Below are 26226 nucleotides of genomic sequence, written 5' to 3'. Positions count from 1 at the left end.
ATGGGCAATTGGTTTGTGATGGTTCAGTCAGGTGGCAAACGACCCAGAAGCGGTTGGGTAAGCGCCAAGAGGCACCGAATTGAGCAAGTATTTGCACTACGGCATATTGCGCTGTTTTTCGCCAGCGTAACAAAACATCGCCGCAAGCGCTCATTGGCACGCCAGACTTCGCTCTCTGCAAAGTTGCTCCAACTGCTCGTGTCCGCAATTGTGGCAATGGAGTTATCTTCCATTTCAATCGGACAGCGGTATAATGACCAAGCCAAAGGCGCATCGAAAAGGCAAAGACGGTCCCGGTCGTCTTTTGAGCCTTACGAGTTCCGCCGGAAGCCATGACCCGCGCTTGGCCAAGTTGGTTCGCCTTCTAGCGCGTCGTGCTGCACGAGAATGGTATGACCAGCAGTCGGGAGCACGTCGACAGCCGCGCTCCTGATGCCTCAGGAGATCGAATTGTGAAAATCGCCCTGTACGCCAGATATTCAAGCGACAACCAAAGGGATGCGTCGATCGCAGACCAGTTCAGGGTGTGCCGCTTGCATGCTGAGAAGCAGGGCTGGACTATCGTTGAAGAATACTCTGACCACGCCGTGTCCGGCGCATCTCTTCTGAGGCCAGGTATCCAGGCCTTGATCGAAGATGCCCTTCGCGGACGCTTCAGCTTGGTCTTGTCGGAGGCAATGGATCGACTGTCCCGCGATCAGGAAGATATCGCGGGCCTTCACAAGCGAATGGCATATGCGGACGTAAAGATTGTCACGCTGTCCGAAGGCGAAATCACGCACCTCCATGTCGGGCTCAAGGGAACGATGAACGCCCTCTTTCTGAAGGACTTGGCCGACAAGACGCGCCGGGGCCTTCGTGGACGCGTTGAGATGGGAAAATCAGGAGGCGGTAACGCCTATGGATATGACGTCGTGAAGAAATTCTCGTCGGAAGGGGAGCCCATAAGGGGTGACCGAACGATCAACGAGTACGAAGCAGGTGTGATCCGCCGGATCCTGACGGACTACGTCTCTGGGAAATCACCCAAGCGCATCGCGACCGAATTGAACAAGGACGGTATCAGAGCACCCAGCGGTGGCGATTGGGGGTTCAGCACCATCAACGGCAACGCCAAGCGTGGCACCGGCATTTTGAACAACGAGATATACATCGGGCGGCTCATCTGGAACCGACAACGTTTCCTTAAGGATCCAGATACGGGCCGTCGGCAAGCGCGGATGAACCCCGAAGATGAGTGGATCATCCATGAAGTCCCGGAACTTCGTATTGTCGATGATGACCTGTGGGCGTCTGTAAAAGAACGGCAATCGCAACTTAAGCACAAGCGTGGTGGCGAACTGACATCGGAAAATCATTTCCGCGACCGCCGCCGCCCCAAATATCTGTTCTCTGGGCTAACCAAATGCGCATGCTGCGGTGGTGGCTACACCATGATCTCGGCTGATCTTGTCGGGTGTGCGACAGCCCGGAACAAGGGGACGTGCGACAATCGCAAAAACATACGCCGTGATCATCTGGAAGATCGTGTCTTGGGTGCCTTACGTCATCACCTAATGGAACCGGCTTTGTTCAAAGAGTTTTGCGACGAGTTTACCCGTGAAATGAACCTGCTGCGTATGGAGGGACGGGCAGCAATCGACGCCGCTGCAAGTGAGGTCAAACAAATTGACCGTGAGTTGGACAGATTGGTCGATGTCATACTCAAAGGCGGTGCAGCCGATCGCATCAACGACACGATGATCGAGCTCGAGACGCGAAAGAAGGAACTGGAGGCTGTTCTGGCCAACGCCGATGAGCCGGCCCCGCTTCTACATCCCGAGATGGCGGGTTTCTACCGCCTGCAGGTCGAGAAACTGCATTCCTCCCTGCAGGACGAAATTGAGGCCAAACGGCTGGAGGCCACTGAAATTCTGCGGTCCCTGGTGGACGAGATCATTTTGACACCGACTGACGATGAAATGCTCATCGATGTGAGGGGCGATCTTGCTGGAATCCTTGGCATTTCCCTAAAACGCAAAAAACCCACCACAAGGGCGGGTCAATCGCAATTTGAGTTGGTTGCGGGAGTAGGATTTGAACCTACGACCTTCAGGTTATGAGCCTGACGAGCTACCGGGCTGCTCCATCCCGCGCCATTTCGCTGAGGGACGGTTAAGGCTACTCCATAGAGAACACAAGTGCTTTTGGACATAACATCGTTCTTTTTTTGCCTACTCAGCTATTTTCTAACTACTCGGCACATATATGCGCGATAAGTATGGTCAAGTACGCTCTAAAGCATGAACCTTTCTGTGCTTACGCTTCGGTGCGCGGTTGTCGCCGCCTCTTTGTGTCCTGATCCCCAAGTCTCATTCGGCTTTGCGCGGAGTCCTTTGGGTTAGATCTTTGGCGTTAGGCGGCCATTTTGTCCATCGCCTTTCTGTGCGAGAATTCCATCGGGGTCAGGTTGCCCGAGCCTGAATGTGGTCTTTGCCAGTTGTAATCCTCCTGCCATTCTTCGAGCGTTTTGCGAGCATCGCCTAAAGCACCAAACAGCGTTTCGTTGAGGCATTCATCCACTGCCCGGCAGTGCATGTTTACATGCACGAGAGGGGCGCAGCTTGCCGTTGAAGCTTTCAATGAAACCGTTCTGCCGGGGCCTTCCGGGCGCGATGTAGTGCCAGTCAATGCCGGTATCCTGAACCCATTTGAGAGGATCGCCATGCTGGTGAACTCGGTACCGTTGTCCGATACAATCGTCGTTGGCATGCCGCGTTCAGTAATGATCTGATCCAGTTCACGCGCGACCGTTGACCAGACAGCGACGTGTCGGCCACCAGCACCAAGTTCTCGCGGCTGAAGCCATCGACAACTGCCAAAATGCGAAACCGACGTCCATCTGTCAGCGCGTCAGACACGAAATCCAACGACCAATGCTGGTTCGGTCCGTTGGGCAATGCCATTGGCTTCCTCGTTCCCAACGCGCGCTTCCTGCCACCCCTGCGACACACCTGAAGCTTCTCTCTTCACGATAGATGCGCCGCACTTTCTTGTGGTTCACCTCAAAGCCCTCCCGCGCAATCATCACGTGGATGCGGCGGCACCCAAACCGACGTCGTTCACGAGAAACGCGTTTGATTGCATCTCTTAGCTCAGCATCATCGCCTCGGCGCGACAGATATCGCACCGAGGATCGATCAACTTGTAAAACATCACACGCCCGCCGTTGACTGACTTGATGGGCCGCCATCAAATGCACCACAGCTTGCCGCTTCAGGGCGGGCGTCACCGTTTTTTTGAATTGATGTCTCGCAACATGGCGTTGTCCAACATTTGTTCAGCCAACAGCTTCTTCAGCTTGCTGTTCTCATCCTCAAGCGCACCCAGTCGCTTCGCGTCGGACGGCTCCATGCCGCCATACTTCGATTTGTATTTGTAGAACGTTGCTGAGCTGATCCCCCTCCCGGCAGATTGCTTTGCAATCGCCTGCCGGGCAGCGGTACGCTTTCGAACGGAAGGGGGCTTAAACGAGCACCGGGGGCGGCACGAAACCGCGACAGGTCCAAAATGCGTATGATTCGTCAACGCTACAAAGCAACCCTGTGGTGCGTCGAAAATCTGCAATAATATCACCTAGCACATCGTAAACTGAAGAGCCTTTTGCCAAGATGACCACCATCGCCCTGTTTTTCTCTCTTGCCGAGCAAGGGAGAAACGATGCTTGGAACAAAGCGCGCTTTGGCATTTGTTTATTTGTTCAATACCGTAGCGACGAAGAAATCTTAATGCATCGCGAGAGAACCTCAGGGCGCAGGGCAGGTCAAAACCTGCCCTGCCCGAAAAAATAGGTCACTCGATAACTCAGGCGGTTTGACGTAAGTTAATGTAGGGCTGTTAAAATAATGCGGGGCGATGGAGACGAAACCCTACCTCTATATGGTATACGAAAAAAGGCACTCGCAAATGTCGCCCCTGAAAGCAGGTTCAATAATCTTGGCGGGCAATCTCGTAAATTAGCACGTCATTGACAACTTCTGGTCCCATCACGGCCTTTGCCACCTCGCGCAAACGCCTTCTTATAACATCGAGGTTCTCGTTGTTTATAAAGGCACCTGCAAAGCCACCGATACTTGCATGGTCAAAGAGTACACGCAAAAACTCATCACGCAGCTTGGGCTCTATATCGATCACGTCAGTAGCGTAACCGCTTAAAACCTCGAGGCTCAAAGCCATGACGACCATCGCCGAAATGCGATCTTCATCCACAAGAGGAACAACAAATTGGTTCGGTAATTTCACATATTCCATCCCCTCCGACGATGGGCCAATGCGGTCTGCCGAATTTGATGGTGCTTTGGCCTCTGATTGGTCCTGTTCGGTAATTTCCGTCTCTTCGAGGGGTGCTTCACTATGAACTTCCACGGGAGGAGGGCGCATAAAAATGCCTGCGCCGACACCCGCACCAGAACCAATAATAAGCATGATGATGGGTATTAATTTTTTCATTTAGAACTCTCCTAGAACGGCAAAACGGCATCCAGAACCTGTTGACCAAGGCGTGGTTGTTGAACGTCCGATATTTGGCCGCGACCACCGTATGAGACACGCGCCGTCGCGATCTTGTCGTAAGTGATCTCGTTTTGACGTGAAATATCCTCCGGCCTTACGTAGCCTGACACCAGCAATTCGCGCATTTCGAAATTGACCCGAAGCTCTTGGCTTCCGGCGATTGAAAGCACGCCATTTGGCAACACATCGACGATCGTAGCCGCAACACGCAAGGTGAGCTTTTCGTTGCGCTTCACCGAGCCATCGCCAGAGGAGCTGCTGTTTGAATTGATGCCTACTGCATTCGCCGCGGACGCCCCTTCTGGTAGACGTTCATCGAGCCGTTGGGGCAAGCCGAATAGGCCGGATAGACTAAGGCTTTCGGAACCTGACCGGGACCTGTCGGTTGCGTTCGAAATCTCCGCCTCTTCGTCAATCTCGATCACGACCGTAAGAATATCACCCTGCTGGACCGCCCGTCTGTCACCAAGAAGAGACTGGCGCGCACCCGACCACAGCGACGCTTGCTCTGTCGGGCCCTGTGCATCCGCGCGCAATGGCAATCCAGGGGACAGCATTGCATTGTGCTCACGCGTTCCAGAGGGAGAGGTGAACGAGGGTGCCTTCCCGATATGATCAAAACGTGCGCAACCCGCGATTAGGATAAGACCAAGCGCGATGGGAAAATGTCGAACCTTCATTAATAGCTCCTAATTCTTTACGTGTACCGATCCATCGGCGTGAATTTGTCCAAACAGCGTCGCGCGAGAATCCAGGTTCATGATCCGAACCCGGTCGCCGATCCCACCCCGTTCCAAAGAGCGCCCTTCGGTCGTGATCACGAGGCCCGCCGTCTGGAACCGAAGCATCACGATTTGATTGCGCGTGACCAATGCAGGCGGTCCAACATCGTCAAACCGTATCGGGCGACCCGCGTAGAGTGTCGTTTTGGCTTCCTGGCCAATGACATCCGCCGCGCGGTCAAAACCATTTTTCGTGGTCCCAGCCTTTAAGGTTATATCGACATCAGAGATAATCGCATTGGCGCGGATTGTCCGAGTGGGGACAACCGACTCCGCCAGCGCAATGTTTCCAAAACACAAAGCCAGGAACAGGAACCAAATACGCATCATCTGATCTGCGTCGTTGCGCCCATCATCTGATCTGCCGCTGATATGACCTTGGCATTCATCTCGTATCCCCTTTGTGCTTCGATCAGCTCTGTAATTTCGCGTACTGCATCAACCGAACTGTCCTCGAGATACCCCTGCCGTACCGTCCCAAGACCATCCTCACCAGGGGTCGACACAAGCGATGGGCCGGATGCCTCGGTTTCAACGAACAGATTGCTTCCAAGGGCCTCAAGTCCTTTGGCATTTGCGAAACCAGACATGTTGAATTGCCCCAGCAATTGCGCTTCAGGGGCGTCCGCAAAATACGCATAGACTTCGCCTGACGCATTGATGGAAATGCTACGCGCATCATCCGGGATGACAATTTGAGGCTCGACGGGAAAGCCGTCGGAGGTAACAATCAGCCCTTCACCCGTACGTTTCAAACCACCGTCACGCGTATAGGCCGTCTGACCGGAGGGCAGGGTGACCTCGAGGTAACCCTTACCTTCAATCGCCAGGTCAAGATCGCCACCTGTCGCGCTCAATGCGCCCTGTTGAAGCTGTACCGAAACAGCTGCGGGTCGCACGCCAAGCCCCAATTGAACGCCCGTCGGCATGACTGTGCCATCCGTGGCGCTGATTGTGCCGGGACGCGTCAATTGTTGATAGTGCAAATCCGCGAATTCGGCACGACGCGCATTATAGCCGGTAGTGCTCATGTTCGACAGGTTGTTGGAAATCGTTTCGACCCGCATTTGCTGGGCGCTCATTCCGGTGGCTGCAATTTTCAGGGCGCGCATTTGGCACCTCCTCTTTGATGGTTACTGTGACAGTGCCTTTAGGGCTTGACGCAAACGTTGGTCTTCGGCGTCCAGAAAGCTGGCACCCAACTCATAGGCGCGTTGTACTTCGATCATTCGCGTGATTTGCAGAATGGAATCGACGTTGGAATTTTCGACAAAGCGTTGAAGAACCCGCGCGTCTTCGGCCGGTTCATACCCCTCATCTGCGCGGAACATGACCCCATCTTCACGGATCATTTCGCGTGCATTCAGGGGCCGGACCACGCCAATTTGCCCAATCGGGTTCCCTTCGCTGGAGATTGTTCCATCTGCAGATACGGCCACATCGGCTGCACCGGGTGGCACGAATACGGGCGCTCCGCCGGCGTCCAAAACACGGTATCCATCAAAGGTGACCAAATCACCGTCGGCATTCGGAGAAAACGCGCCGGATCGCGTCAGCCGTTCTCCAGCCGGTGTTTCGACGAGAAAGAAGCCCTCTCCCTCAATGGCGAAGTCAAAAGTACCGCCCGTCTGGGTCAACGCCCCCTGGTGGAAGGAGGTGTGACGTACATTTCCCTGCCCCATTGACAAGCTGGACGCGCCCTCAATCGCCTGAACGTATTCAGAGAAAACAAGACCTTCCTGACGATATCCGGAAGTGGCTGTGTTTGCGATGTTATTCGCAACGACCCGCATTTCGCGCATCAGGCCAGCCTGCCGGGTAAGGGTGGTATAACCGGAATTTTCCATCTCAGCCTCCAATAATCAGTGGGACGATGCGATTGTGAAAAAAGGACACTAGGGTTTGTGTCATGAACCCCATGGACATCCAGAATACGATCACGATGGCCGCCAGTTTCGGAACAAACGTCAAGGTCATTTCCTGGATCGACGTCAGAGCCTGGACCAAACCAATCGACACACCGGTGATCAGCGCAGCCGTCAAGATCGGCAGAGATATGATTACGGAAATCCATAACCCCTGTCGGAGTGTGTCGAAGAAAATGACCTCGTCGAGCATCTTAAACGGGCATCCGCAGAATTTCCTGATACGCTTCAACGACTTTATTGCGGACGGAAACGGCCGCTTCGACGGCCAATTCTGTCTGCGCCAGTGCCTGCACCAGAGCATGAGGGTCTGCATCGCCGATCATGGCCTGCTTGGCAGTCTCTTCGGTTTGAGCAAGTGTTTGAGCAAAGTCCAGCGCGGCTTTACCGGCGCTTTGAACGATGCTGGGCTCTTCTGGCGTGGGCTCCGTTGCGGGGCGTGCCTGTACGTAATTATTAATTGCGGACGTCGCACGCGCGTCGGCAAACTTTTGAATTGCTGAAACAGCTTTCATATCCATTCTGGATCTCCTTGAAGTATGGCGGCATCTTCTGCCGCATCGGTGGTGGTTATTTGCGTAGTAAGTCCATCAAACTGCCGGACATTTTCCGTGTTTGTTCGAACACTTTGAGATTCGCCTCATAGCTTCGCTGCGCTTCCCTTGCGTCGCCAAGCTCGATCATCAAACTGACGTTTGAGCCATCATAATATCCTGCTCCATCAGCCATCGGGTGAGACGGGTCATAGATTCGTTCCAGAGTTGTACGATCCAATCTGACGCGACTGGTTTCGACCTGCGAAACACCGCTGCCCCCATTAAACGCTGTTTCGAACGCCACCAGTTTGCGGCGGTAGCCGGGCGTATCAGCGTTGGATATGTTTTCGGCGAGATGGCGGAGCCGTGTGGCCTGCGCCTTGAGACCGCTGGAGGTAACCGAAAGTGCTTTTGCGAAATCGTTCATGAAACGTTCCTAAAATTAAGATCTTCTGAGCGTGGTGCGCAGGATGTTGAGAGAAGATTTGTAAATTGCCAATGCGCGGTCGTGTTGGCGTTTTGCGCCAAGCGATTTCAACATTTCGCCCTCAAGCGAAACGGTATTCCCATTGGGAGAGGCAACCGCAGTCTCGTCGTTTATCGGTGTTGCTGAAGATCCGTTTGGGGCACCGTTGAGATGCTTGTCTCGTGTCGCGCGCTGGCCGGACATGTCACGGTTCGCCATATTATTCTGGTAGGTTTCCGCAAAGGGTGCCAGATCCTGCGCCTTGTATTCCGGCGTGTCAGAATTGGCGACATTCTGTGCTGCAATCGCCTGTTTCTGGCCTGCATGCACCGCCATGGCATGTGAAATCTTGAAGACTTCTAAATTTTCAAACATCCGGGCTTCTCCCTCATGTGATTTCATCAAGGCTTAACCCTGATTCCTTTAGAAAGGGTTTGCGAAACCCAAAGGATTGCCATGAACAAGCAACTGCACTTCGAAGGATTGATCGCTCAGATTAAGGATCTGAATCCAATTCACGCTATTGGCCGTGTAACGCGCGTCGAAGGGGGGGTGATTCACGTATCCGGTCTGGCGGGAAAAGCTCGTATCGGCGACATCATCGTTGTCCATCGAAAGGGCGAACCTCTCTCCGGTGAGGTGCTGCAGCTTGAAGGAGATATCCTTGTTTTATTGCCGGATCAGGCACCGGATGGCGTTGCATTAAAGGATCGGGCGGCTTTGCTGGAAGCACGCGGGATCGCGCCGAATGACGCTTGGATTGGCCGGGTGATCGACCCATTCGGAAAACCGCTTGATGGAAAACCATTGCTGCGAGGGCCGATCGCTAAACCCCTGCGACGTGCGCCGCCAGACCCCGCGATGCGACGTGCCATGGGGGACCGTTTGAACACTGGAATGGCCGGAATGAATACAATGCTACCGATCGTAGAGGGTCAGCGAATCGGTCTTTTTGCCGGCTCCGGGGTCGGAAAATCGAGCTTGCTTGGGCATCTGGCGCAAAACATGACAGCGGATATCGTGGTCATCGCCATGATTGGCGAAAGGGGAAGGGAGCTAAGGCATTTCATCGAAAATGTCTTGGGCAGTGAAGGGCTCAAACGCGCGGTTGTTGTTTGTGCGACCTCTGATCAGTCACCTTTGATACGCCGGCGCTGTGCCTGGGCGGCAATGTCCGTTGCTGAGCATTTTCGGGACCAGGGGCGCTCTGTTTTGCTCTTGGCGGACTCCGTCACACGCTTTGCCGAGGCGCACCGTGAGGTTGCGGTGGCTGCGGGGGAAGCACCGGTCTTGCGCGGGTATCCTCCCTCGACGGCCCATATGATCATGTCGCTGTGCGAACGCGCGGGACCCGGTCAGGGTATTCAAGGCGATATAACCGGCGTTTTCAGCGTTCTCGTTGCGGGTTCGGATATGGAAGAGCCGATCGCGGACATATTGCGCGGTGTTCTTGACGGCCATATTGTCCTTGATCGTGCGATTGCCGAACGCGGCAGGTACCCGGCCATTGATGTTCTGCGATCCATATCAAGAAGCTTGCCGGACGCGGCAACAGAAGCGGAGAACGCCCTTCTATCACGGGCGCGTCACTTGCTGGCCGTCTATGATCGCAATGCCATGATGATCAGAGCAGGCCTTTATTCCGCAGGCAGCGACAGCGAGATTGATTCCGCCGTTCAGATTTGGCCAGAACTTGATGCATTCATGGCGAAAGTCGAGACGCAAAGCGTGAAGAATAGTTTCACACAATTAGAGTTAATTCTGAGGCGTGTAAGGGGAGCGAGCCCGCCAGCGGCTCATGCCAGACCGTCCTCGGCCGCCTAGTGCTGGCGACATAGGCAAAACAGCGAAGGCTATAAGGTCTGGGGAGGCTCACGAATGAGATATGATGCGCCGCCAATATCTCCAATGATTTGCCTTCGGATTATTTGCAGAAGAATTTGACGACCCCGCGATTTGGGACCGATCACCTTTATGTAGGGATCTGATCAAATGACCCGACCTATGACATTCGCAATGATCCGCGCTGTGTCGTGCCATGTCGGTAATGCCCTGCCTTTTGCGGCGGAAGACTTGGCATAATGCGAGCGCAGGTTGGGATCGCTCAACATTTGCCGCAAGGCCGCGCCAAAAGCCAATGGGTCGCCGGGCGGTACGAGGATGCCCGCATCGCCGACCGTATGCGGCACCGCACCGGTGTTGCAGGAGACAATCGGCAAACCGCATTGCATCGCTTCACCAAATACCATGCCGTAGCCTTCATAATGCGTGGCAAGCGCGAAAAGGCTCGCTGCGCTGAACCTTGCGTTCAACGCAGGGCGGTCCAGCTCGCCGGTAAATGTGACGCGACTGGTAAGGCCAAGGTCCGCACGTTGTTGGAGCAAGGCATCGCGGGTCTCAACATCATGCGCTTTCCCGACAATTTCCGCACACCAGGGCAAATCAACGATCCCCGCCAGTGCGGCGAGAAGCGTGTCGTGACCCTTGCGGGGGGCGAGCAAACCGACACAGAGGATCAGCGGGGGTTTTTGCGGCGGGGCAGGGTCGGTCGGTACGCACCGAAAACCGGGGGGGGCCACGGTGATGTTATGTTCCGCGAGGCCAAAGTTGGCGCAGAGCATGGCCGCTGTATGCGGGCTGGGCACCACGACATGCGCCATCTGTGCGAGGGCTGCGCGCTCCATATTGATCAGCATGGAGGCGCGGGCGGGCGTGAGACCGGTCTCATAGCCCAGCGGATGATGCGTAATCGAGATCAGGGGGGATGCCAGATTTGCCGCCCCTTGCGGATCAATGGTTCCGGCAACAAACCCATCCAGAATGATGGGCACATCGGCGGGTACGGCGGCAAGCGCTGCAAGCGTGCGTGCCATATCGTCCGGCGTCGGATCGGGGAAACTATCGGGGAGTTCGAGATGTGTCGTCTGCACGCCGATCTGGTTCAGGGCGGCCAGGACCTCAGCCTCATAGATGAAACCACCGGTCTTGCGGTGCATGTCACCGGGGATCGCAAAGACGGCCTTCATACCAGCTGCTCGGCGGCATAGCGGCGCAGAACCCTGCGTTCACCGGCTTCAACCAGCAGATAGGCGATGGCTGCGATCAGGGCGACGGCGACCACCGCGCTCCACAACATGTTATAATCAGAAGTGCTGGCCGTCAGCGCCATCAACGTGCCGACACCGCGCCCTGTGGCGAGCCATTCTGTCGTGGTGACGGCCAGCAGAGCGGCGGGGACGGCCATGCGCGCGGAAGCGAAGAATGCAGGTAACATCGCGGGGATCTGAGCGGAGATCAACAGGCGCAAGCGACCTGCACCGTAGCTGGCAAAGACGTCGCGCACCTGTCCGGGGGTTTGCGCCAGCCCATGCAGGCAGGCCACAAAGGTCGGAAAGAAGATCATGATCGCCACGATGGAAATTGTTCCGACCGCCCCCCGCCCCAGCGCCAGAACAAGCAAGGGTGCCGTTGTGATGATCGGCACGGAGCGCAGCATCACGGCCAGCGGCATGATCAGACCTACAGCGCCAGGCACAAGGGTGAGAATTGCGGCGAGCCCCGCGCCCAGCAGCAACCCCGCAACATAGCCAGGTATGGTCCAGAGCAGCGTTTCCGACAGGGCGGTCAGCAGCGTGTCGCGCGCCTTGGGATCCCCCAGATACGTCAGGACATCACCCGGTCTTTTTGCAAAAAACTGTGATAATCCGAAGGCATCCATGGTGATTTGCCAGATCAGAAGTAATATAAATGTGATCCCGATGGCTTCTGATATGCGCCAGATGGGAGAGGTCTGTGCGTTGGATGATCCGGCGCTGAGGATCAGAACGGGTGGTCCTTCGCCGCGCAGCCGCGACAGCGCGCCGATACCGAGGTAGGCGAGGATGGAGACGGTGGCGGCGACCGCGGCAACGCCCCATGTTGCGACGACGTCGAGGCTGCGCATCGCGCGCAGGGTCAAGACGCCAAGCCCTCGCTCTGCGCCCGTGAACTCTCCCACCATCGCGCCCAGGACCGCCGCCGGTGCGGCGATCTGCAACCCGGCCAGCAGATAGGGAACGCAGGCGCGCGCCCGCACCACGCGCAGGGTCGTCAGCGGGCCACGTCCGTAAAGCCGCACGAGATCTGTCCACCCCGTCGGCACCGCGCGCAGGCCAACGACCAGCGCGAGGTAGGTGGTATAATAGGCGGCCAGGGCGGCCAGGGTGATCTGCGGCCCTGCGCCGGTGCCATAGAGGATGCGCAGGATCGGACCCGTCGCAACCAGCGGCAGGCAGAAGATTACCAGCGCCGCAAAGGAGACAAACCGCTCGGTGCGCGGGAGCACGATCACCAGCGCGGCCATGAAAACGGCGACGAGATTGCCCCAGAGGAACCCCCAGAACGCGGCTGACAGGGTGGTGGCGGTGGCGTGGCCCATGAGGCGCGCGTTTTCCATGAGCCACCTTGCGACCTCTGATGGCCCTGCGATGACGAAACTATCTGCGTTGAGCACCGACAGGGTCTGCCACAGGGCCAGTGTTGCAGCCACGCCCAGTATCGGCAGGGCCGTGCGCGTGATCACGCCGCCGCCCTCAAGTTGCGCGAGACAGCATCCATCCCGCTTTCGATCTCCGCAGCGCTGCGGCCGGTGACGGTGATATCGGCGACGATCCGGGCAGGGCGGGGTGACAGGACGATCACACGGTCCGACAGGGTAACGGCTTCGGCGATCGAATGGGTCACCAGGATCGCAGTTGTACCCTTGTCGCGCCAAAGCGGTGGCAATTCGCTGCCAAGGCGTGCGCGGGTCAGTTCATCGACCGCGCCGAAGGGCTCATCCAGCAGGATCAATTCAGGCGATGTCACAAGGCAGCGGGCAATGGCCGCGCGCTGGCGCATACCCCCCGAGAGCGCCGCAGGTCGGGCATCGGCAAAGCCGTCCAAGCCCACAAGGGTGATCAGTCGGTCGATGGCCGCGCTGTCCTGGGGCTGGCGCGAAAGTTTCAGCGCGAGGGCAATGTTGCTGCGCACGCTGCGCCAAGGCAATAGCGATGCGTCCTGAAAGGCCATGCCAATGCCCCCGCGTCGTGCGAGGTCCCGTGGTGTTTCCTGCCCGATCATGACCGCGCCTTGCGTTGGGACCTCCAAGCCAGCGATCAGTTTGAGCAGGGTTGATTTTCCGCAGCCGGAAGGACCCACAAGGGCGGTTGTCTGCCCGGCGCGAAAGGTCAAATCCGTCGGTGCGAATGCATCTATCGCCGGGGGGCCGACAAATGTCTTGGTCAACCCGGTGCAGATGACATCGCGCCCCGACATCGGTTGATTACCCATAGACCTCTTCGAGAAGCGAGCGGTCCCACAGATCCGCGCTCACCTCCCGCCCAAGCAGTGCCAAGGTTTGCAAATTCGCAGCCACGCTGTCATCGGTGAACCAGCCAAACGGGTTGTCGGCGGCCCCTGTGAACATCAGCGGCACTTGCCGTCGGGCTTGCTCGCGCTGGGTCTCAACGTCCAGACCTGCGTCCGGGAACATCGCAAGGGTGACATCGGTAGCCGCATCGGTATCGGCCTCATAGGCGGCCCATCCCTGCACCTCCCCGCGCAACAGGCCCACAACATCCGCACGTCGATTTGCGATGCTGTCAAGCGTTGCGATGTAGGTTTGGGAGTGTACCGCATAGCCGTGATCAGCCATCAGCATGGTGACGCTGTCGATCCCCTGCATCGCCATGGCAACGGGCAAATCCGTGGCCCAGCACAGCAAACAATCCACCTGTCCGTTGACCAAGGGTGCTGCGTCATATTGGGTCGGTACGATTTCGATCCCGTTGATATCAATATCATTAAGCGCGCAAAGCGCTTGCAGGACGGGCGTGTTTGCAATGGCCATCCCGATCCGCTTGCCCAGCAGATCGCCGGGCGTGCGCACCGGATTGGCGGGCAGGGATGCAATTGCGAAGGGGTTCTTTTTCATCGCAACGCCGATGATTTTGAAGGGCGCACCTTGGGCGACAGCGGCGGAGGCGTAATCAGCCGCCGATATGCCGATCAGCGCCCGACCTGCCACCACGGGGGGCTCCACGGGGGCGTTCGGCCCGCCGGGGTTGAGCGACACATTCAGGCCTGCGTCACGCCAAAAGCCGCGTTGTTTTGCGATGTAGCTCCCGGCGAATTGTACCGAATGCAGCCAGGAGAGTTGCAGGGCCACGTCGGTGCTCTGTGCGAAAGCAGGGGTGATGCCAGCGGCACCGAGGCCGATCGTGGCGGCACCGGTGCTCAAAAGGCGCCGGCGGGTCAATGCGGGAAAGGATGTCATATCGTCTCCAATGTTATGATGGCTTTGAGATGAGTTCGGACGCGGCGCTGTTAGGCCTCAGCGCCAGAAAGGCGAGAGCGGGCAGGGCTGCGAGCAACATACAGGCCCCATAGGCGATCCCGGCGGCAACCCCCTGGGCCGCAGTGGCACCGGCCAGCGGAAAAAGCACCGCCGCAGCACCTTCGCGCCAGCCCCACCCACCTACAGAGAGCGGGATCAGCATGGCGCTCAGGATCATGGGGATTACCGTGAAGAACGCCGCCAGTGGCAGAATTGTTCCCACAGCGCGGGCGCTGGCGTAGAAGCTGAAGTTCAATAGGAGGGCCGTCAGGATTGCCAAGGCAATCTGGTGTCGTTTGCGCAATACAATCCAAAGCGGCGCGAAGAACGATGCCGCGTTTGGGCCGGAGCGTTTCTTCATCACGCGCGTGGCAAGGGCCAGCACGACGCCGCCGGCCAGAGCGGCAAAGACCCACAAGGGCCAGATGATCCCGCCCGGTATCGACAGCGACACGATCAGCCCAAGCGCCAAGAGCAGCAGCGTTGCGATTTGACCCAAGGCCCGCTCGATCACCACCGATTGCGCGGCGCGGCGCAGATCACCCGGTTGCGTGACGCGCAAGGTTCGGGCCACATCGCCCACAACGCCGCCCGGAACAACCTGATTGAGCAGCGTTGCAAAGAAATATTCGCGCAGCGCACGGGTGTAGGGCAGGGGCAGGTCGAGATCACGCGCGACCCAACGCCAGCGCAGCGCACAAAGGCAGGTGATGGTGGCTATGCCAGCCGTGCAGGCCGCAAGCCAGCGCAGATCGGCACCTCGCAGCCGCGCCGCAAGGTCGCCAAGATCGGTCACCGCGAGCAGGACAGCGATCACCCCCGCCGAGACCGCCAGCCGTATGAGACGGTGCAGCATCATTCAGCGCGCCTCCTGAGACGAAAACGCCGCAATGAAATGATCCCGGAACGCATCCATCCGTATGGATGGCACATCCGCTTGTGGGATCATGCCGGGTGTCCAGCCCCAATCCTCAATCCGGGCCAGCAGATCGGCGGGACCAATCAGATGCGCGGGCACGTCTGTTCCCTCGATCTGGCTGACGAAACCTGCGGGCGGATGATCACCGAGGATCAGGATAAGCGGTGCCTCCTGCCCTTGGCGCGCGGCAAAACCCGTCGCGGCGCGCAACGCATAATCAATCGAACGGCGATAAAAGTCGCGCACGGTGTCATGGTTTTTCCATACCTCTCGGGGCGTCGGTCCTGCGGTCGCCATCTGATGATAGATAGCGCCATCAGTGGCAAGGTCCCATGCGACCATCTGCGGCACCGGCGTCCAGGGCGCATGTGACGAAATAAGCGCGACCTGTATGAAGTCGCGGCGTGCATCCGCGCCGATCAGATCGGGGAAGGCTGCAAGCGTGTATTGATCTGGCATCGTCACCCATCCGAAAGCCGTCCCATCATAGGCCATGTCATCCGATTCCAGGATCGTTTCGAATCCCATCAGGCTGCTTTCGGGCCAGGCAATTGTGATGGCGGGCATTACGGCGGCGGTGCGAAACCCGGCCTCTGTAGCGAGGTGAAACAGCGTGCGTCGGGTGCTGGTCAGCATCGCGCTATACCGCCCCTGATCGGTGGTCCACAGACCCGAAGAGATCGCCCCATGCGCCAGCCAGCTTTGCCCGCCAGCCGTCGGTGAGCCGAGCCATCCGCTGGCTATGGCGAGCCCTGCATCCGCGATGGCGCTTTGCGCGGTGCGCAATGTCGGCAGGTGCGTTGGCGCATAGAGCGGGTTGTCGATGCTCGTGCGCCCGTAGCTTTCGATATAGATGATCATCACATCACGCTCAGCAATGAGATCAAAAAACCCGCGCGCATCACCGTATGGATCATCCGCCGCCTGCGCGCGAAATTCGGTGAGGTCTGCGGCGGTGGCAGCAACGTCTAACGCGCGTTTTGTGACCAGCCTTGTGGTAAAAGATGTGCCGGGTACGTCCTGCGGCAAGTCCCACCATTTGAGCCTATCGCCCGTATCAACGACAGTAAGTACAGCAAAGATCACGGCTGTTGCCACCGCCATTATCCGGGCTGCATTGTTGACGCTCACCCTTGCCCATAAGCGCAACGCCCACCAGAGCGCCAGAAACAATCCGATCATCCCCAATAGAGCGCCGGTCCATGCCGCAATGACGCCGGGCGTGCCGATGCTGTCGCGCAACAGGGTCGTGCCAGCACCAATCAGAAACACGTCTAAAAGGGGGTTAAAGGTTCGATTATAGGCCGTAAACATCGCGATGTCGGCCAGTTTGACGCAGAGCGCAATGAGCAGGACTGCGGCGGCGAGCGCCGGGAGTATGCGTCGGGCACCATCGTGATAGCCGATTGCCAGCATGCAGCCCAAAAGCACAGGCAGTTCCAGTGGAAACCGCATAAAGACAGGCAGGGTGACGGTGTGGGGGTGGTTCGGCAAAGCCAAAGCCGCAAAGAGCACCGCAGCGGCAAGCGCCGGGACAGCGAGGCGTCTCATGCGCGCCGCCGCCACAGCGCGGCGATGTCGATGGCAAAAGACCACGCCAGAAGGGCGGTCGCGCCATAGGCAATAAGCGCGGAGGCCACCCATGATACATCAGGCGCGATCAAAACAATGAGTGCTGCGATCTGCACAACGCAAACCGTCTTGCGCCGCAGATTATCGGGCAGCGGTGCGGACAGCCACGGCCATATCCATGACGTCAGCACAAAAACATAGCGCATGAAGCCCAAAAGCAGCACGATTATTGCCACGCCTGATTGCCACGCGATCACGGCAAGAACGCCCCCGAGGAGGGCGTCGGTCTCCATGTCAAAGCGCGCCCCGAACCCGCTGCTCTGCCCTCTGCGCCGTGCGAGCCAGCCGTCCAGACCGTCCAGCGACAGTGCCAGAAGTGCCGCCGCACAGATGCACCAATAGGCCAGATCTGATGTCGGGGGTGCGATGATTGCCCCGGCAAGCACCGATACAATCGCCGCACGCAGCAGAGTGACGACGTTGCAAGCGCCCAGAGCGGGATGGCTGTAGTGGCGCATAAGGCCGGCACCGGCTGTCCCCGCGACGGCGAGGAACAGGGCAACAGGAAGTGTGGCATTGGCGTAGATGCGCTCTGACAGCGCCCAGACCAGCGACACCAACACCAGCGAGAGCGCGGCAAAGGCGATGCCGGGTGGAACAAGAGCGGAGGCGGTGCGCGCGGTCATGACGCGGTCAACCTGACATGGGCTGCCAGGGGCCGGTGGTCCGAGGCCGCCGTGGTGGCGGGATGATCGAGCACCTGCGCACGAAGCACGCAGTCTCGACGGTTGGTCATGATGCGGTCCAGCGGAAGAAGCGGCCAGCGCGCCGGAAATGACGCCTTGACCGGACCATAGAAATCCTGTCCCAGCATCATCCGTCCAAAAGCAGCACCGCCCCAGGGCCGCCATTCGTTCAGATCACCGAGAATGATGGTTTGCATCGCCGGTCTGCGCGAGAGATATTGCCCGATGATACGGGTCTGCACCATGCGCAGGGGCTGGGCCAGCGACAGATGCATCGACATGACCCGAAACGCGCGGTCGCCGTCGCGACACTCGATCGTCACGCCCCCGCGATGGCAATGACCGGGCAGGTCGATGACATCTGCGTGGGTCCGCTCAAAACGCGGGTGCACCCATAAAACGGTTCCCAGAAAACCATCGCTCTCTGGCCCCCATCGCAAGGCTGGCGTGTCATGCATATATCCCAAACCGACGGCTCGGCTGATCCGGTCCGCATCCAGAATGCGCGCGTGCGGTGGGCAATCGGCGTCGGCTTCCTGCAAGGCAAGAACATCAGGCGCGAGCGGTGCAATCACCTGCTCAATCGCGGTGGCGACACGGGGCGCGTCTACACGCCCATCCGCCCCACGGGCACGGTGCACGTTCCATGTCACACACGCGAGCGTGTCGCCCTCTGCGATCCTGTCCTTCACACTTGTTCCTTGCCCTTGCGCTCTTATGCCTTAGGTAAACCGGTTGGAAAGAGTAACAATGCCCATGCATCCAGTTTCCAATTCAAGGAGTTCCCCAAATGCGAATTTTGACCGCCGCCACCACCGCCGCATTGAGCTTTGCTGCGACATCCCTGCACGCAGCGCCAGCGCAGTATTCACTGGACCCTGACCATACGCTGGTTGCCTTTACCGTTGATCACATCGGGTACGCGCGTGTTCTGGGCGTTTTTGCGGAGGTATCAGGCAGTTTCATGTATGACATGGAGACGCAAGAGCTGAGCGATGTGGCCGTAACCATCGGCGCGGCTTCTGTTGACACCTTCCATGATGCGCGCGACGGGCATGTAAATGCGGCCGATTTTCTGGACACGGGCAGCTTTCCACAGATCACCTTTACCGCCAGTGAGGGCGCGCCAGCAGGTGAAACAACGGGAACCGTCACGGGCGATTTATCCATGCTGGGTCAGAGCCACCCCGTGACCCTTGATGTGACGCTCAACAAAGCGGCCGATTACCCGTTTGGTCACAAGAAGTTTACCCTTGGTTTGTCAATCACGGCTGAAATTATGCGCAGCCAATGGGGGATGATGTATGCGGTCGAGAACGGTCTGGTTGGTGACGCCGTCTCGATCATGATCGAGACCGAAGCGATCCAGATGGAGTGAAAGCGGGGCAACGCTTGTCGCGTCACGGTCCGAATGTCTTGAATTTGTCTATTCCGCGCCCTGGATCTTGCCTTGTGCTAATCGGAGGCATGGGGGCGTTGTTTGCCTCTCGGAGTGACTTTCACAACGTTGATGGTGTTTGACGTCAAACGAAGGTTCCGGGCCTTGTGATGTAAAAGGGCATACGCACAGAGGTCATAGACCGATTGTGATCGACGCCTCGCGCGGACAGGAATGCTGCGTCAAGGCTCAACATCGCAAAAATAGTAGGGAATGCAGGGCACATCGGCTACTATGATACATGCGTACAGATTTTATGTGCGTTGAATTGATTTAAAAAACTGATTTTACTGGAGATTTTACGATGGCTATTCAACAGCAGTCTATTGTTGCGCAATGGAATGAAATCACCCTCGAAGCGATCCGCGAAGGCAGTGCGAAGCCCACAGAGACGACATATCAGCTGCATCTTGCCAGCTCGGCAATCTATGACGCCTGGGCGGCGATTGCGGATAAGGCCTACGGTCATTACTCAGAAATCACGACCACACTCACCAACACGCAGGCCAATAAGGCGGAAGCGGTGAGCTTTGCTGCCTATGCCGCATTGTCAGAGATATTTCCGGATCAGCTCTCCCTTTTCGACGGATTCATGACCAAACTGGGGTACGATCCCGCGGATGCGTCAACCAATGCCAACACTGGCGCAGGCTTGGGCACGCTGGCCGCGCAGAACGTTTTCGCCGCGCGTAAAAATGACGGATCGAACGCGGAAAATGACTTTGCCGATACGACCGGATATACGCCCGTCAATACAGCCGAACCCGGTTCAGCCGGGGCGCCGGGGGGCGAGAACTTCAACCCAAACCTGTGGCAACCGCTGCGAGTGCCGACCGGCACGGTCACGGACGCAAATGGCATCCCCATTATCGATAATGATGATCCCGCAAGCTATGTCGATCAAATCGCACTGACGCCCCATTGGGGCGGGGTCGATAGTTTTGCATTGGCCTCAAATGATCAATTCCGCCCGGATGCACCGCCCCAACTGGGTGATTTTTCGGCCTATGTTGATGGAACCGGCAAAGTCACGACCAATGATCAGGCCTACCGCGACCAGATCGCAAATGTGATCGCATTATCCGCCAATCTGACGAATGAGCAGAAAGTTGTGGCTGAGCTTTGGGCTGATGGGCCGCGCACGGAATCGCCTCCCGGTCACTGGAACCAGATTGCACAGGATATTGCGCTGCGCGAAGGCCATGGCATCGATGAGGACGCAAAGATGTTTTTCGCGCTGAATGCCGCCGTTTTTGATGCCGGGATTGCCACCTGGGAAGCGAAATATGTCTTTGACTATGTGCGCCCTCAATCCGCGATCCGCGATCTGTTTTACGGTGAAACCATTGAGGCCTGGGGCGGTGTCAATCAGGGCACCCAGCAAATTCTGGCACAGGACTGGCAACCCTATCAGAACGTTACCTTTGTGACGCCGCCGTTTCCGGAATACGTCTCGGGACATTCGACTTTCTCGATGGCGGCGGCCAAAACCATCGCCAGCTTTGTGGGGTCTGACACCTATTACGACGGCACCACGCTGAGCAACTATGATCTGGATGCGGTTGCCGGGATCGACCTTTTGGGCCGCTTTGAGACAAACAAGCTGGCGTTTGAGGGCTTCGGATCCGGCCTGCCCGTTGTGTTGCAATGGGATACCCTGACGGAGGCCGCAGAGGAGGCCGGTATTTCGCGTCTCTTTGGGGGCATCCACATTCAGGACGGAAACCTCAATGGATTGCAGGTTGGCAAGGAGGTCGCCGCCAATGCGGAGGTGCGATGGGAGGCACTTTTTACCCGCGGTGGGGATGACACCATCATCGCGGGGGACGATGGCGGGCTGATTATTGCGGGCGCGGGCGATGATGTCGTCAATGGCAGGCGCGGCAATGACATCGTTGAGGGGGGATCGGGTGATGATCTGATCAAGGGTCATCGCGGTGACGACACCCTGGAAGGCGGGCAGGGCGATGACACGCTGCGCGGGGGCCGCGGTGATGACCGGCTTGAGGGCGGGGCGGGCGACGATCTGCTGTTCGGCGAGCGCGACGACGATACGCTGCTGGGCGGTGCCGGGGATGATGTGGCGCGCGGCGGGCGGGGTGACGATTTGATCGAAGGCGGGCTCGGTGATGATGAGCTCTTTGGCAACCGGGACGATGATACACTGCGCGGGGGTGAAGGCGATGACCGACTGAACGGCGACCGTGGCGATGATCACCTGGAGGGTGGAAATGGCTATGACAAGCTGTTCGCCGGACTGGGCGATGACAAGCTGATGGGCGGTGATGGAAATGACCTACTTTACGGCGGCGAAGGTGATGACCTGCTGATGGGAGGAGACGGTGTTGACAGGCTAAAAGGCGGTGAGGGCGAGGACACGTTTGTTTTTGCCTTTGGCGACACTGGGCGGGACATTATTTTGGATTTCGATGCGCAGACGGACCATGTCCTTCTCAAGGGTTTTGCTGCGGGTGCCACGTTGTCATTTGTCGAATTGGCCAAGACGGTGATCCTGGCCGTTGATAACCAGGAGATCGCCCAATTCAATCACATCAACTCAGAGGCTGCGCTCCTTGGGGCGACCATCGAATTCCACGATGCGTTTTTGATCTAGGGCCAGGGGCCGGACCGTCGGGGTGTCTAAATACGACCCAGGCGCCAGTCGGCAAACAGATTGGATTGAACGCAGAACCTGTTGGTATCATGCCCGGCAAATAGACCGTCCTGCGTCACAAGGACGGTTCGCCATTCACGCGCCGCGGCCCCCAGAATATCAGTGTGCAGCGTGTCACCACACATTGCGATGCGTTGTGGCGCGACGTCGGGCAGGGAGGTTTCGATGAGATCGTAGACTTCGGGAAAGGGTTTGCCAAAGAAGCGAACGTGATCCGGAAAGCGGTCCGCAATGAGGTGCCCATAGTGGCCGGGTTCTATCGAAAATCCGTCGTCTCGCGGTGCTGCGAGGTCGGCATTGCCGATCAACAGGGGTCGTGGACGGGCCTGCATCGCTGCCATCAGAAGGTCTTGGCGCGCCGGCGTCCAATCTGCGGTCGATAGAAACAGGAAATGATCCACGCTCTGGTATATCTCGGGGGCCTCCTCGAGGCGGCTGGCCGGGGCAGGGAGATCGTTCAAATTGTCGGATCTTGCTGCGATGACGCCCCAATGCCCGTCCGCGACGTGCAGCAGCGCCGCTTCGCGGCTGGTGATGATCTCATCATCGTCCACGCTCAGCCCCAGACGTTTGAACTTTGCAATGGCCCCGTCGCGGTCATAGCTCGCAGCATTCGTCAGGATCCGAATGGCACAGCCCCGCTCGCGCAGTTGATCAAGGCGTCGATCGGCACCGGGGATCAACGTTTCCCCTACGTTCAAGACGCCAAACGCATCGAAAACGAAGGCATCGATCTGTTCTGCGATATCGAGCAATGACGCAATGTCCACGGTCGTTGATCGTGACACAGCTTTGGGCAGTCGACCCTTCACCTCTTCATAACGGTTAAAGATTGACTGTGTTGTCTGCATGATTTCCCGACCAACATGATTGGCAAAAGCGCCCAGCGTTTACCTTACGGAAAATTGTCGAAAGGGGAAGGCAAAACAACAAAAAACCGCTTTCTGGTAAACTTTAGGCCAATGCATAGTCAGTTTATGCAGATTTATTATTACATACCAAAGCATTAAATATAATATTTAGAATGTTGCATTAAAATGTTGTTTTGTTGCTTTTTAAGGTCTAATCTATGTCATCGACTGAGGTGGGGTTGAGATGTCTTCCAAGAAAGCCAGGCGGAGAGAGGCAATTTCATCTCTTGTCATAGAGCAGGGCTCTGTGACTGTGGGATCACTCGCCGAACGCTTTGACGTTTCAATGCAGACGATCCGGCGCGATGTGGATGCGCTCTGTGATGGCGATATGCTTCACCGTGTGCATGGCCGCATTGAGCTGAGCGAAGAGTTCCTGAACACGCCGTTCGATCAGCGTGCCGGGACGAACCTGCTGGGAAAACGCGCCATTGGTGCGGCCGCGACACGCCTGATCCCGGATGGTGCCACGTTGTTTATCTCAATCGGGTCCACGCCGCTGAGTGTTGCGCATGCGCTGCGTCGCCGCAAAGGGCTGACCGTCATCACAAATAATCTGAGTGTCGCCATGGCGTTGAGTGAAGAGGTGTCTAACCGGATTCTCCTGCCTGGCGGTGAATTACGGTTGCCGGATCGTGATATCCTGGGCAATGAGGTTCTTGATTTTTTCGGGCGCTTCCGGGCTGATTTCGCCATTTTTGGCGCGGCGGGCATCGCTGAAGACGGGTGTTTGCTGGACTTTCACACCACTGAGGTGCGCGCGACGCAAAAGATTTGCGAAAACGCACAGACATCCGTGCTGGTGGCGGATGGGTCAAAGTTTGGACGCCCTGCGCCTGCAGTTGGCGATAATATTGCCGATATTGATATGGTCATTATTGACCGTTATCCGCCCCCAGCTTTCGCGCCATTAATGAAAAAAATCAAAGACAAGCTGCTGATAGCAACAGGAGAAGCTAAATGACGTCATCCTCTTTTGTCGCAATGAAAGGCGTGGCCAAGCGCTGGAATGGCCAGCTTGGGGTGGAGGGTATTTCGCTCGAAATCCCCGAGGGCAGCTTCACCGCATTGCTGGGCCCATCGGGCTGTGGAAAATCCACGACGCTGCGGTTGCTGGCCGGGCTGGAGCTGCCCGATGAGGGCCAGATTTTCATCGACGGGCGGGATGTGACGACCAGTGCGGCCTCGGATCGCAACCTGTCGATGGTGTTTCAATCCTATGCGCTTTTTCCGCATTTGTCGGTGGCGGAAAACGTGGTGTTTGGCTTGAAGGTGCGGCGCGTGGCCAAACCCGAGCGCCAGAAAAAGCTGCACCGCGCTTTGGAAATTACCGGATTGTTAGGCTATGAAGACCGCAAACCCGGCGAATTGTCGGGCGGGCAACGTCAACGTGTGGCCTTGGCGCGCGCGATTGTTGCGGGGCAACGCCTGTGTCTGATGGATGAACCGCTGTCCAATCTGGACGCCAAGCTGCGTAATTCGGTGCGTAAGGACATCAAGAAACTGCAACGCGATTTGGGGATCACCGTGGTTTATGTGACCCACGATCAGACCGAAGCGATGAGCATGGCGGATACGGTTGTCCTCATGAAGGACGGACATATTCAGCAGGTCGGCCCGCCCGAGGATCTCTATAATAAGCCCAACAATACCTTTGTCGCTGAATTTGTCGGCGCGCCGCCGATGGCATTGATTAATGGTTCCGGTCTGGCGGGTTTCGGCGATGCGCAAAGGCTGGGCATCCGGGCCGAGAACATCGAAATCGTCGCTGAGGGCGCGGGCCGCATGAGCTGCACGGTTACGGAAAGCGAATTTCTGGGTTCCGAGACCTTGATCGGGCTGGGGCATGAACACGCGAGCGGGCTTTGCGTGCTGAAACCCGGCATGGCGATGATGCCGGAGGGGCAAGCCGTCGACATCAATTTTCACGATGACAGCCTGCATGTTTTTGACGCGGCAGGTCACAGGATGCCGTCGCAAATCTGAAATACGCGACAGTTAGAAAAACACTACTGAAAACCTAGGGAGAAACACCATGAAACATTTTTCGACAACCGCACTCGGGCTTGTGAGCGCGATGGCCGCCGGGCTTTTCACCACGGCCAGCGCTGAAACCGAATTGACGATGTACTACCCGATTGCAGTCGGGGGGTCATTGACCGAAGTCGTGGACGGAATCGTCGCGGATTTTGAGGCCGAAAACCCAGATATCAACGTCACGGCGATCTATTCGGGCAATTATGATGACACGCGCGTGCGCGCGCTTTCCGCGCTTGCATCCGGTGAAGCCGCGCAATTGGCGGTGATGTTTTCCATCGACGCTTATGATTTGATCGAACAGGAATTGATCGTTCCTTTTGAAGAGGTTGCGACCACAGACGCCGACAAGGCATGGCTGGATGGTTTTTACCCCGCGCTGATGGCGAACGGCAAGATCGAGGGCCAGACGTGGGGTATCCCGTTTCAGCGCTCCACCATCGTTGCCTATTACAACAAGGATTTGTTCCGCGCCGCTGGCCTTGATCCTGAAGCCCCGCCAAAGACCTGGGACGAGATGATCGAGATGGGCAAAGCGCTGACCAAGGACGACACCTATGGTCTGATGATCCCCTCCACCGGATACCCCTATTGGATGTTCCAGGCGCTGGCGATCCAGAACGGCAAGGAGGTGATGTCCGGTGATGGTTTGACGACCTATTTTGATGATCCAACCGTGATCGAGACGCTGGAATTCTGGAAATCCCTGTCGGGCGAACATGGCATCATGCCGACGGGCACGGTTGAATGGGGCACCCTGCGCCAGGCGTTCCTTGAAGGTCAGACCGCGATGATGTGGCATTCCACCGGCAACCTGACGGCCGTGAAAAACGGCGCGGAATTTGACTTTGGTGTCGCTGAACTGCCCGCGAATGTGCGTCTTGGATCGCCAACGGGTGGGGGTAATTTCTATCTGTTCAAGGACACGACGGATGAAGAACGCGCCGCAGCGCTCAAGCTGATGCAATTCATGACGGCACCGGAACAGGCCGCCGCATGGTCCATCGCCACGGGTTATATGGGAGTTTCACCGGCCGCCTATGAAACCGAAGCGCTGAAGGCCTATGTCGCGGAATTCCCGCCCGCTTTGGTCGCGCGCAACCAGTTGGAAAACGCCGTCGCGGAGTTTTCGACCTTTGAGACCGCACGTGTGCGCGATGGTCTGAACAATGCGATCCAATCCGCGCTGACCGGGGCCAAGGAGCCCGCTGATGCGCTCTCCGAGGCACAGGCCGCTGCGGTGCGCTTGCTGTCTGATTACCAATAAACGCCTGCTTGGGCCGGTGCGTAATCGCGTCGGCCCAATCCTTTTGC

General features: G+C 57.5%; 26 protein-coding genes, 1 tRNA gene and 1 pseudogene. 8 read left to right on the top strand and 20 right to left on the bottom strand.

Translation table 11 applies throughout. The features are described from left to right. Positions 1-392 precede the first annotated feature (392 nt). Complete coding sequence (locus ROLI_RS18645) at positions 393-2102, top strand: recombinase family protein (protein WP_222869716.1); 1710 nt, start codon at positions 393-395, stop codon at positions 2100-2102. Here the strand turns inward: ROLI_RS18645 and ROLI_RS18640 are convergent. Both ROLI_RS18640 and ROLI_RS18635 read right to left on the bottom strand, forming a co-directional pair. Next, positions 2059-2135 (bottom strand) — tRNA-Met (locus tag ROLI_RS18640). The genes ROLI_RS18645 and ROLI_RS18640 overlap by 44 nt on opposite strands. Before the next feature lie 259 nt (positions 2136-2394). Continuing rightward, positions 2395-3495 (bottom strand): annotated as a pseudogene (locus ROLI_RS18635) (IS3 family transposase); the annotation flags it as partial. Between the two features lie 155 nt (positions 3496-3650). Between ROLI_RS18635 and ROLI_RS18630 the strand changes: the two are divergent. After that, positions 3651-3830, top strand: a complete 180-nt coding sequence (locus ROLI_RS18630; protein WP_187431670.1) for a hypothetical protein — start codon at positions 3651-3653, stop codon at positions 3828-3830. 136 nt (positions 3831-3966) lie between these two features. Here ROLI_RS18630 and ROLI_RS18625 read toward each other — a convergent pair whose 3' ends face one another. Genes ROLI_RS18625 through ROLI_RS18585 form a run of 9 tightly spaced genes read right to left on the bottom strand, consistent with a single transcriptional unit; the run spans position 3967 to position 8635 of the window. Further along, positions 3967-4488 (bottom strand): flagellar basal body-associated FliL family protein, encoded by a 522-nt coding sequence (locus ROLI_RS18625; protein WP_187431669.1) that lies wholly within the window; start codon positions 4486-4488, stop codon positions 3967-3969. 11 nt (positions 4489-4499) lie between these two features. After that, positions 4500-5231, bottom strand: a complete 732-nt coding sequence (gene flgH / locus ROLI_RS18620) for a flagellar basal body L-ring protein FlgH (RefSeq protein WP_187431668.1) — start codon at positions 5229-5231, stop codon at positions 4500-4502. Positions 5232-5240: 9 nt separating this feature from the next. Next, positions 5241-5663 carry a flagellar basal body P-ring formation chaperone FlgA gene (flgA, locus tag ROLI_RS18615; RefSeq protein WP_405048977.1) on the bottom strand — a complete coding sequence of 141 codons (423 nt, stop codon included), beginning with the start codon at positions 5661-5663 and terminating at the stop codon, positions 5241-5243. Then, positions 5660-6445: a flagellar basal-body rod protein FlgG gene (flgG, locus tag ROLI_RS18610; protein WP_187431667.1), complete on the bottom strand. Its 786-nt coding sequence runs from the start codon at positions 6443-6445 to the stop codon at positions 5660-5662. Before flgG ends, flgA begins: the two co-directional genes overlap by 4 nt. Before the next feature lie 21 nt (positions 6446-6466). After that, on the bottom strand, positions 6467-7180 hold the full coding sequence (locus ROLI_RS18605; RefSeq protein ID WP_187431666.1) for a flagellar hook-basal body complex protein: 714 nt from the start codon (positions 7178-7180) through the stop codon (positions 6467-6469). 1 nt (position 7181) lies between these two features. Continuing rightward, positions 7182-7451, bottom strand: a complete 270-nt coding sequence (locus ROLI_RS18600; protein WP_187431665.1) for a flagellar biosynthetic protein FliQ — start codon at positions 7449-7451, stop codon at positions 7182-7184. A 1-nt stretch (position 7452) separates the two neighbouring features. Further along, entirely contained in the window at positions 7453-7779 is a 327-nt protein-coding gene (fliE, locus tag ROLI_RS18595; protein ID WP_187431664.1) for a flagellar hook-basal body complex protein FliE, read from the bottom strand. A 49-nt stretch (positions 7780-7828) separates the two neighbouring features. Beyond that, positions 7829-8221, bottom strand: a complete 393-nt coding sequence (gene flgC, locus ROLI_RS18590) for a flagellar basal body rod protein FlgC (RefSeq protein ID WP_187431663.1) — start codon at positions 8219-8221, stop codon at positions 7829-7831. Between the two features lie 15 nt (positions 8222-8236). After that, positions 8237-8635 (bottom strand): FlgB family protein, encoded by a 399-nt coding sequence (locus ROLI_RS18585; protein WP_187431662.1) that lies wholly within the window; start codon positions 8633-8635, stop codon positions 8237-8239. Between the two features lie 81 nt (positions 8636-8716). Here ROLI_RS18585 and ROLI_RS18580 point away from each other — a divergent pair, with 81 nt between their 5' ends. Beyond that, complete coding sequence (locus ROLI_RS18580) at positions 8717-10084, top strand: FliI/YscN family ATPase (protein ID WP_187431661.1); 1368 nt, start codon at positions 8717-8719, stop codon at positions 10082-10084. A 164-nt stretch (positions 10085-10248) separates the two neighbouring features. Here the strand turns inward: ROLI_RS18580 and ROLI_RS18575 are convergent, their stop codons facing one another. From ROLI_RS18575 to ROLI_RS18540, 8 genes are read right to left on the bottom strand one after another with little or no spacing between them, the layout of a single operon-like run. Then, a complete protein-coding gene (locus tag ROLI_RS18575) occupies positions 10249-11286 on the bottom strand; it encodes a glycosyltransferase family 4 protein (RefSeq protein ID WP_187431660.1) in 1038 nt (345 codons plus the stop codon). Further along, on the bottom strand, positions 11283-12821 hold the full coding sequence (locus ROLI_RS18570) for an ABC transporter permease subunit (protein WP_316247491.1): 1539 nt from the start codon (positions 12819-12821) through the stop codon (positions 11283-11285). Before ROLI_RS18570 ends, ROLI_RS18575 begins: the two co-directional genes overlap by 4 nt. Further along, positions 12818-13570: an ABC transporter ATP-binding protein gene (locus ROLI_RS18565; RefSeq protein ID WP_262386639.1), complete on the bottom strand. Its 753-nt coding sequence runs from the start codon at positions 13568-13570 to the stop codon at positions 12818-12820. Before ROLI_RS18565 ends, ROLI_RS18570 begins: the two co-directional genes overlap by 4 nt. Next, the gene (locus tag ROLI_RS18560) at positions 13563-14555 is read right to left on the bottom strand and encodes an ABC transporter substrate-binding protein (protein WP_187431659.1); all 993 of its coding nucleotides are present in this window, start codon (positions 14553-14555) and stop codon (positions 13563-13565) included. Before ROLI_RS18560 ends, ROLI_RS18565 begins: the two co-directional genes overlap by 8 nt. Before the next feature lie 13 nt (positions 14556-14568). Next, complete coding sequence (locus tag ROLI_RS18555) at positions 14569-15474, bottom strand: lysylphosphatidylglycerol synthase transmembrane domain-containing protein (RefSeq protein ID WP_262386638.1); 906 nt, start codon at positions 15472-15474, stop codon at positions 14569-14571. Further along, on the bottom strand, positions 15475-17085 hold the full coding sequence (locus ROLI_RS18550) for a sulfatase-like protein (RefSeq protein WP_187431658.1): 1611 nt from the start codon (positions 17083-17085) through the stop codon (positions 15475-15477). Next, on the bottom strand, positions 17082-17792 hold the full coding sequence (locus tag ROLI_RS18545) for a CDP-alcohol phosphatidyltransferase family protein (protein ID WP_187431657.1): 711 nt from the start codon (positions 17790-17792) through the stop codon (positions 17082-17084). Before ROLI_RS18545 ends, ROLI_RS18550 begins: the two co-directional genes overlap by 4 nt. Next, on the bottom strand, positions 17789-18544 hold the full coding sequence (locus tag ROLI_RS18540; protein ID WP_316247490.1) for an endonuclease/exonuclease/phosphatase family protein: 756 nt from the start codon (positions 18542-18544) through the stop codon (positions 17789-17791). Before ROLI_RS18540 ends, ROLI_RS18545 begins: the two co-directional genes overlap by 4 nt. Positions 18545-18642: 98 nt before the next feature. On the opposite strand from ROLI_RS18540, the gene ROLI_RS18535 reads away from it, so the two are divergent. Beyond that, complete coding sequence (locus ROLI_RS18535) at positions 18643-19230, top strand: YceI family protein (protein WP_187431656.1); 588 nt, start codon at positions 18643-18645, stop codon at positions 19228-19230. Between the two features lie 364 nt (positions 19231-19594). Then, entirely contained in the window at positions 19595-21904 is a 2310-nt protein-coding gene (locus ROLI_RS18530; RefSeq protein WP_187431655.1) for a DUF6851 domain-containing protein, read from the top strand. A 26-nt stretch (positions 21905-21930) separates the two neighbouring features. On the opposite strand, the gene ROLI_RS18525 is transcribed toward ROLI_RS18530, so the two are convergent. Beyond that, positions 21931-22815, bottom strand: coding sequence for an HAD-IIA family hydrolase (locus ROLI_RS18525; protein WP_187431654.1), 885 nt, complete (start codon positions 22813-22815; stop codon positions 21931-21933). Positions 22816-23059: 244 nt separating this feature from the next. Here ROLI_RS18525 and ROLI_RS18520 point away from each other — a divergent pair, with 244 nt between their 5' ends. The 3 genes from ROLI_RS18520 to ROLI_RS18510 are packed head-to-tail and all read left to right on the top strand — an operon-like array spanning position 23060 to position 26179. Continuing rightward, complete coding sequence (locus tag ROLI_RS18520) at positions 23060-23839, top strand: DeoR/GlpR family DNA-binding transcription regulator (protein ID WP_187431653.1); 780 nt, start codon at positions 23060-23062, stop codon at positions 23837-23839. Then, positions 23836-24861, top strand: a complete 1026-nt coding sequence (locus tag ROLI_RS18515) for an ABC transporter ATP-binding protein (RefSeq protein ID WP_187431652.1) — start codon at positions 23836-23838, stop codon at positions 24859-24861. The genes ROLI_RS18520 and ROLI_RS18515 overlap by 4 nt, the downstream gene beginning before the upstream one ends. A gap of 49 nt (positions 24862-24910) precedes the next feature. Then, positions 24911-26179, top strand: coding sequence for an ABC transporter substrate-binding protein (locus ROLI_RS18510; RefSeq protein ID WP_187431651.1), 1269 nt, complete (start codon positions 24911-24913; stop codon positions 26177-26179). Positions 26180-26226 lie beyond the last annotated feature (47 nt).

This window comes from Roseobacter fucihabitans, from assembly GCF_014337925.2.
Classification (GTDB): Bacteria; Pseudomonadota; Alphaproteobacteria; order Rhodobacterales; family Rhodobacteraceae; genus Roseobacter; species Roseobacter fucihabitans.
The sequence above is the reverse complement of the archived record's forward strand: the minus strand, read 5'-3'. Positions and strand labels throughout refer to the sequence as shown.